This window comes from Microcystis sp. LE19-195.1E (assembly GCF_027532095.1).
GTDB classification, from domain to species: domain Bacteria; phylum Cyanobacteriota; class Cyanobacteriia; order Cyanobacteriales; family Microcystaceae; genus Microcystis; species Microcystis aeruginosa.
Map to the genome: position 1 here is coordinate 1 of NZ_JAPZSZ010000239.1, position 4,176 is coordinate 4,176.

Here is a 4,176-nt window from a genome sequence, read left to right on the forward strand (position 1 = left end):
CTCGATTGTCTATCTTTTGGTATTAACCTGTTGATGCCTTAAGTCCTTCCCTATATGGATTTCAGATACTTTTGAGTGTAGGCGCTCTCATCGAATTTTATTTTAAGTTAATTATTTGCATAACAATTCCCGAAGAGCCTAAATACTCTAGGGAAAATAAGCTTAAAATTCCCCAATCAAGCTGACGTAACCACATTTGCCAAGTGGCGGATAAGGGATAGGTTTGAGCCACATAAATCCCCAAAGATAGTAAAATTAATGCCAAGATAAGCAGATTTACCGTCAGTCCGATCGCCGTGGTGACATCCTCTAAATAAAAAGCTATTTTGGCACGAAAAGAGAGCATAAATTCAGCTATCAGTAAACAGTAACCAGTAATCAGTGAACTGAAAGCTCACATCTGATAACTGATCACTGATAACTGATAACTGATTAAGGTAATTCCACCGAAGTTGGTTTAGCAATATGAGGTAAACCCCAACCTAATTTTTCCCGGAGGATGCGGAAGAATTCCGTCGATTGCAGACGAATAAAATGAACATTGTAGGGGGATTTCTGCACATTAATTCGATCTTCTGGCAAGATATAAGAACCGCCATTACCGTCCACTACCATCACCATCCGATTAGCAGTTGCTGGGAAAATATTCACAGTTTCCTTGTCAGAAAATACCAAGGACCTGGAAGCTAAAGAATGGGGACAAATGGGGGCTAATTGTAATACTGGCACATCGGGAGTTATTACCGGGCCACCGGCGCTGAGAGCATAGGCAGTAGAACCGGTAGGAGTGGAGAGAATCACCCCATCGGCAGCGATATCGACGGGCGCGTGTTCACCAATTTGAATCTCAAAATGACACATACTGGTGAGGGGTTCGCGGTGGACGACCACCTCATTGAGAGAAAGTGCCTCCCAGAGGAGGGTATCTTCGCGAAATAGTCGCACCGTGATCATCGAGCGATTTTCGATGGTGTAATTACCCTCTAGAACCAGTTCTAAGGCGGGTTCAAGCTGATTTAGGTAAATTTCGGTCAAAAAGCCCATGTGTCCCGTATTGACCGTTAACAGGGGCAAATTGAGGGTGGCCAACTGCCGGGCCGCCGATAGGACTGTACCATCGCCCCCCAACACGATCGCAAAACTTAAATCTTGCTCGAAGTGGGGGGGGACTAACTGATCGATCGGGGTAAAACAAACCGGACGAGAGGGTTTAGAATGGCCTAGCAGGCCACCGCTGCCAGTAGCCATAAACACCTGGCAACCTAGGGAAAGTAGCTGATCTTGTATCTGATGGGCTGTTTTACAAGCGATAGGCTTAATATCGTTGTAAATAATGCCGATTTTGGGCATTGACAAATTTTCCTACTGCTGAATCACGCTTTCTTTTTGAAAGGAGTTTTCTTCTTCTTCTGAGCTTTTTGTTTCTCGAAGTCGATTTCCTTGAGCTTCTTGAGAATGCGGCTAAAGTATTCTTGTAAATAGGATTCTAAAGTAGTTGTTTGACTCGGATCAAGGCCAAATACTTGATAAACTTCTGCCATGGGGGCATCAAGAGCTTGACCACTAGCGAGAACTTCCGCAAAAGCTAGTCGGTCGGATATATTATAGGTCCATTGGAAACAATGGCTTATTCCCCGCATAAAACGCAGTAATCCCATGGGTAAACGCCAAATTTTCCCCTCTTTACCCGATAAGCGTTCGCAAACTTCGATAATTTCTTCAGCTTTCCAAGCTTTGCTGCCCACCACGGGATAGGATTGACCGACGGTTTCGGGGACTTCTAGGGCGCGAACGGCGAATTTAGCGATATCTTGGGTGTCCATGTAGGCGATTGCCGTACTTTCCCCCGTGATCCAGACCGTTTGATTATCTAACATCGGGATGGCGTATTGACCGATTAAACCCTGCATAAAGCCACAGGGACGCAGAATTGTATATTTTAAACCCGATTCTGCTAGAAATTTCTCGGTACAGCGTTTTATCTCCATTAAAGGCACGTTGGGATATTTTTCGGCATTGAGAATCGAAAAGAAAATAAAGCGATCTACTCCCGCGGTTTTGGCCGCTTGAATCAGATTAACTTTACCATCCCAATCCACCTGTTTAATGCTGGCCGAGTCCGTCGCCCGGGCAGTAGCGGCATCGATCACTGCGTCCATTCCCTCTAAAGCAGTAATAATCGTACTTTTATCCCGCAGGGTTCCCCCGACTAATTCCGCGCCCCATTCCTTCAAAAAAGCCGCTTTTCTCTGACTGCGTACCAAACAACGCACTTGATGTCCCTGATCGATGGCATGACGCACGATCTGTCGCCCTAGGGTTCCCGTCGCACCGACAACTAATACTTTCATCTATAATTAATTTTTTGTTACATTTGTTAACACTTCTCTAAGATACTATCAAAAAAGTGGATCATTGGGGATAGAAAAATTCTAAGATTCCCCGATCCCCGTCCAGTTCTACCATTGTTCCCACCGGTAAAGCGGCATTATCGCCATCATGACCGAAAGGTAACTCAGCAATAACCGCAATACCCAAATCGCCCAAACGCTCTTTTAAGACTTCCTCTACGGTTTGACTATCACTACCGGGGGCTGCCAGACAACGGCTAAAACGACCGAGAGCAATGCCTTTAATTTGGGAGAAAATGCCCAGCATTCGCCACTGAGTTAACATTCGATCAATTCGGTAGGGGGCCTCGGTTACGTCCTCTAGGGCTAAAATTACCCCCTCTAGGGTGGGTTGAACCGAGGTTCCGAGGAGATGGGTGGCTACGGTTAAATTAGCTGGTAATAAGCGTCCCCGCACTTTGCCCCCACCCCAACCTTGACCGATAAGAGGGGCTAAAGGACGACCTTCCAGAAGAGAAAAGAGGCGATCGATTGATTGGGGACTTTCTTGGGCTAAGGTGGTTAAAACTGCCCCGTGAACGCTACAAATGCCCTGTTTCGCTAAACTCCATAAAATCCCCGTCACGTCGGAAAAACCGATTAACCATTTCGGGTTAGTTTTTGCCCATGTCCAATTTTCTAAGAGGCGAGCGCTACCGTAACCCCCCCTAGCGCAGAGAATTGCTTGACAATCGGCATCTTGCCATGCTTGGGCTAAAGCTTGACGACGTTGCTCGTCGCTACCAGCGAGATAACCGCGACGATTCGACCAATTCTCGCTAAATTCCACTTGATAACCCCTCGATCGCCAGATTTCTACGCCTTTTTCTAGGGCGGCTAATTCCTTGATGTCACCACTGGTGGCCACCAGAGAAACTTTAGCACCGGGTTGCAGAAATGATGGGATGATCATAGGCGGATTAAGCTGAAATTACAGGCAATTTTGTGGCAGCATGAAAACTGACAGCATATTCTATCGAATGTTTCTCGATTTTCCCGATTCGTTCTTTGAATTAATCGCTCAACCCGATGCTAGGGTTAGCAATTATCGATTTACTTCCCAAGAAGTTAAACAACTAGCTTTTCGATTGGATGGTTTATTTTTGCCGCTCGATAATCTAGAAAATTCGCCCTTTTATCTGGTAGAAGTGCAGTTTCAAAAGGATGAAGACCTATATTATCGATTATTTTCGGAACTTTTCTTATATCTTAGACAGTATAAACCTGTGTCACCCTGGCAGATAGTTGTTATTTATCCTAGCCGAGAAATTGAGCGAGAACATCCCCAGCAATTTGCAGATTTGTTATCCTTAGCAAGGATTAAAAGAATCTATCTGGATGAATTGGCAAATGACGAGATTCCTTCCTTAGCGATCGCCATGATCAAATTGGTCACTGAAAGTGAGAGTCAAGCTGTTAATTCTGCTAAGATTTTAATTAAACAGGCTCAAAGAGAACTGAGTGATCGCTTAGTGCAGAAAAATGTCATTGATTTAATCGAAACGATAATCATTTATAAGTTACCCCAAAAAAGTCGAGAGGAAATTGAAGCTATGTTGGAACTACAAGACCTAAAACAAACTCGTTTCTATCAAGAAGCTTTTGGAGATGGCATTGAACAGGGAATTGAACGGGGAATTGAACGGGGAATTGAACGGGGAATTGAACAGGGAATAAACTTGCAAAAATTGAAAACAATTCCTCTACTGCAAGACCTCGGTTTAACCCCGCAACAAATCTCGGAACGCTTAGACTTGACTCTGGAAACAGTGCTTAACTATTTGGC

4 protein-coding genes and 1 pseudogene are annotated in these 4,176 nt (G+C 44.7%); 1 reads left to right on the forward strand and 4 read right to left on the reverse strand.

What is annotated here, in order from left to right; genetic code table 11:
* Positions 1–139 precede the first annotated feature (139 nt).
* The 4 genes and pseudogenes from O9300_RS13395 to O9300_RS13410 form a co-directional block, all read right to left on the reverse strand.
* Positions 140–346, reverse strand: a pseudogene (locus O9300_RS13395) (ion transporter); the annotation flags it as partial.
* Positions 347–432: 86 nt separating this feature from the next.
* On the reverse strand, positions 433–1,350 hold the full coding sequence (locus tag O9300_RS13400; RefSeq protein WP_190723516.1) for an NAD(+) kinase: 918 nt from the start codon (positions 1,348–1,350) through the stop codon (positions 433–435).
* Positions 1,351–1,373: 23 nt separating this feature from the next.
* Positions 1,374–2,351 (reverse strand): SDR family oxidoreductase, encoded by a 978-nt coding sequence (locus tag O9300_RS13405; RefSeq protein WP_190723518.1) that lies wholly within the window; start codon positions 2,349–2,351, stop codon positions 1,374–1,376.
* Positions 2,352–2,412: 61 nt separating this feature from the next.
* Positions 2,413–3,303: a S66 peptidase family protein gene (locus O9300_RS13410; RefSeq protein ID WP_287972122.1), complete on the reverse strand. Its 891-nt coding sequence runs from the start codon at positions 3,301–3,303 to the stop codon at positions 2,413–2,415.
* 40 nt (positions 3,304–3,343) lie between these two features.
* Between O9300_RS13410 and O9300_RS13415 the strand changes: the two genes are divergently transcribed.
* Positions 3,344–4,176, forward strand: an 833-nt coding sequence (locus O9300_RS13415; RefSeq protein WP_287972123.1) for an Rpn family recombination-promoting nuclease/putative transposase, incomplete at its 3' end; no start/stop codon positions are given.

Bases quoted from the DNA above. Each gene is read 5' to 3' on its own strand.
- O9300_RS13400 (WP_190723516.1), bottom strand. From the start codon at position 1,350: ATGCCCAAAATCGGCATTATTTACAACGATATTAAGCCTATCGCTTGT.
- O9300_RS13405 (WP_190723518.1), bottom strand. From the start codon at position 2,351: ATGAAAGTATTAGTTGTCGGTGCGACGGGAACCCTAGGGCGACAGATC.
- O9300_RS13410 (WP_287972122.1), bottom strand. From the start codon at position 3,303: ATGATCATCCCATCATTTCTGCAACCCGGTGCTAAAGTTTCTCTGGTG.